The 2,864-nt window shown below is 47.9% G+C and carries 2 protein-coding genes; both read left to right on the forward strand.

Features of this window, described 5'->3' with window-relative positions; all coding sequences use genetic code 11:
• Window positions 1-1,306 (forward strand): cytochrome P450 (locus OXG87_17640; GenBank protein MCY3871376.1); only part of this gene is annotated, 1,306 nt, incomplete at its 5' end.
• Between the two features lie 376 nt (window positions 1,307-1,682).
• Window positions 1,683-2,849 (forward strand): IS4 family transposase, encoded by a 1,167-nt coding sequence (locus OXG87_17645; protein MCY3871377.1) that lies wholly within the window; start codon window positions 1,683-1,685, stop codon window positions 2,847-2,849.
• Window positions 2,850-2,864: the final 15 nt, after the last annotated feature.

Raw genomic sequence — 2,864 nt, forward strand, 5'->3', positions numbered from 1 at the left:
ACTGCTCAATCCACACACTCGTATTGGAAACCTTCCAGCACTTTTTGCAGATTTGACAAAGCGGTACGGCCCGGTTTTTGAGATCGCTCCTCCTTTTTCAAAGCCGAATATTTTTCTTTCCGGACCAGAAACAAACCGCTGGGCGCGTCGACACGGACGGAAGTACCTGACATCCAAGAGCCTCTTTGTCGAATTTGAGAAAGTGTACGGGGCGGTAGGCATACTACCTGCCCTGGATGGCGCAGACCATTTCCGGTATCGGAAAACCATGACTCCAGCCTACTCCCGCGGGAGACTGGAAGAGCAGCTGGATATGGTCTACAGCAAGGCTCGCGAATACATGGCAAACTGGAAAGTGGGCGAAAGCTATCCTGCAAGGGATCTGTGCCGAAAAATGATTAACGCTCAGACGTCACCTTTAATGATGAACATTGATACGCAGGATATCATGGATGATATAATTGCCTACAAGGAGCGGGCGCTCAGCACCCATCTCTTAAACATTCTGCCAAAATTCATGTTGAAAACACCGGGAATGAAACGCAGGGCCAAGGCAATAGACACTTTGATGGAGCGGGTGCAAAGTGTCCATACAGCAGCCCAACGGGCCGGTTGTCCGAGAAACTTTGTGGATGATCTGCTAAGCCTCAATGCGAACTACCCGCTATTGATGCCCGAGTCGAATCTGAGTTTCGCTCTGTCGGCAGTGGTGCTTGCCAGCATGTACTTAGGTGACGGCTTTAACTTCGCCCTTTATGCCATGGCGTCACACCCCGAGCTTTACGAAAAAATTCGAAGTGAGGCCGACGTACTGTTTTCAGATGGTGATCCAACCGGCGAAGACTTGACTCCCGCCAATATGGAAATTACCGATCGCTTCATCAATGAATGCCTTCGTGTGTACCCGATTGTTCCAATGTCTATGCGTGACGTCGTGAATACGTTCACGATCGAGGGCTACGAAATACCGCGGGGGACCAGAATAAACATTGCACAAACCGCCCCGCACTATATGGAAGATTGCTTTCCGGATCCCTTTTCATTTGATATCGACCGCTACCTGCCGCCCCGCAATGAGCATAGAAACCCCGGATACGCCCCATACGGACTGGGCCCGCACACGTGTCTCGGCGCCCGATGGATGACACTTCATATGGCTGTCAACCTGCTGATCATATCGCATTACTTTACTCTTCGCGTACACCCCGAAGACTATAAACTTGGGATCACCGCGTTTCCATCAATGAAGCCGAACAGCAAGCTTGAATTTCATATCGCCGAGCAGAAGCACGAACTGCCCATCTGACGTGCCATAATCCCTGAATACATTGACGCGGTGGGGACCGAACTTTAGTTTTCTCCAATAATGCCGGTCAAGGTGATACCGGCATATTTTTTTTCGCTCAATCCGTTTAACAGCCTCAGCTTTGCCCTACAGAAAAATTGTAGTGAAATCAGACAATCGGGCCGTCGCCTGATCATGCTCCCTTACACCAGATTTGATTAAATTTCGATTGGGATATATAGTTGTTTACACTGCTGTCCCAACGTTTTGAGCTGAGTGTATTGTAACCACTTGATTATAGCGACAAAACAGCCATTAATAGATGCGTCCGACTTGAAGTTCAAAATCTGTTTTCCCATGATACCTGTATCTATCAGCATAACAGGAGGCAGATATCGTGTACACGGGGAAACTGGTTTTCTCTCAGCTCATGGATCATCTTCCGTGGGACACCTTCCACAGATACGTAAAACGTTACAACGGCAATCATAAAGTCAAATCATTCTTCTGCGCGGAGCAGTATCGCTGCATGGCCTTTGCCCAGCTTACCTGCAGAGAAAGCCTTCGTGATGTAGAATCATGCCTCCGGGCCCAACAAGCACGACTCTACCATATAGGAATCAAAGGTTCCGTATCACGTAACACCCTTGCCAATGCAAACAAAGTTCGCAACTGGCAAATCTATGCGGATTTCGCACAGCACCTTATCCGCAAAGCCCGCTTGCTCTATCGTGACGATGACAACGGGCTTGATATCCCCGATACGATCTATGCACTGGACTCTTCGACCATAGACCTCTGTCTCAACTTGTTTCCCTGGGCCAATTTCCGAAGAACCAAATCAGCCGTAAAACTCCACACCCTCCTTGATCTGCAAAGCTATATCCCTGCCTTCATTCACATTTCCGATGGCAAACTCCACGATGTCAATATTCTGGACAGGATTATCCTCGAACCCGGAGCCTTTTATATTATGGACAGAGCTTACCTCGACTTCACCCGCCTGTATCGTCTCCACCAATCCAGATGCTTTTTTGTTCTGCGAGCCAAAAAGAACACCCGGTACCGACGGATTAAATCCCACAAGGTGGATCGTTCCACAGGACTTATCTACGACTGGACAATTAAACTCTCAGGCCCAAAGAGCATCAAAGATTTCCCCGAACATCTGCGTGCAGTTAAGTATCGGGATAAGGAACGTAATAAGAAACTGATCTTCATCACGAATAACTTCTCGCTTCCTGCCATGACCATTTGCGAACTGTACAGGAATCGCTGGCACGTTGAGCTATTCTTCAAGTGGATCAAGCAGCACCTGAGAATCAAGAGTTTCTACGGAACCTCTGAGAATGCCGTGAAGTCCCAGATATGGATAGCGGTTTCGGTTTATATGCTCATAGCCATCATAAAAAAGCGTCTTGGGCTTGAGCATAGTTTCCACACAATTCTGCAGGTTTTGAGCTTGACCCTGTTTGAAAAAATACCGTTAAATCAGCTACTTACGAAAGGGCTGGATTTGTCTCCAGACCCAGCGTATCATAACCAACTGAAATTGTTTGATTAAACGTTGGGACACTAG

This window comes from Gemmatimonadota bacterium (assembly GCA_026706845.1).
In the GTDB taxonomy this organism is placed as follows: Bacteria; Latescibacterota; UBA2968; order UBA2968; family UBA2968; genus VXRD01.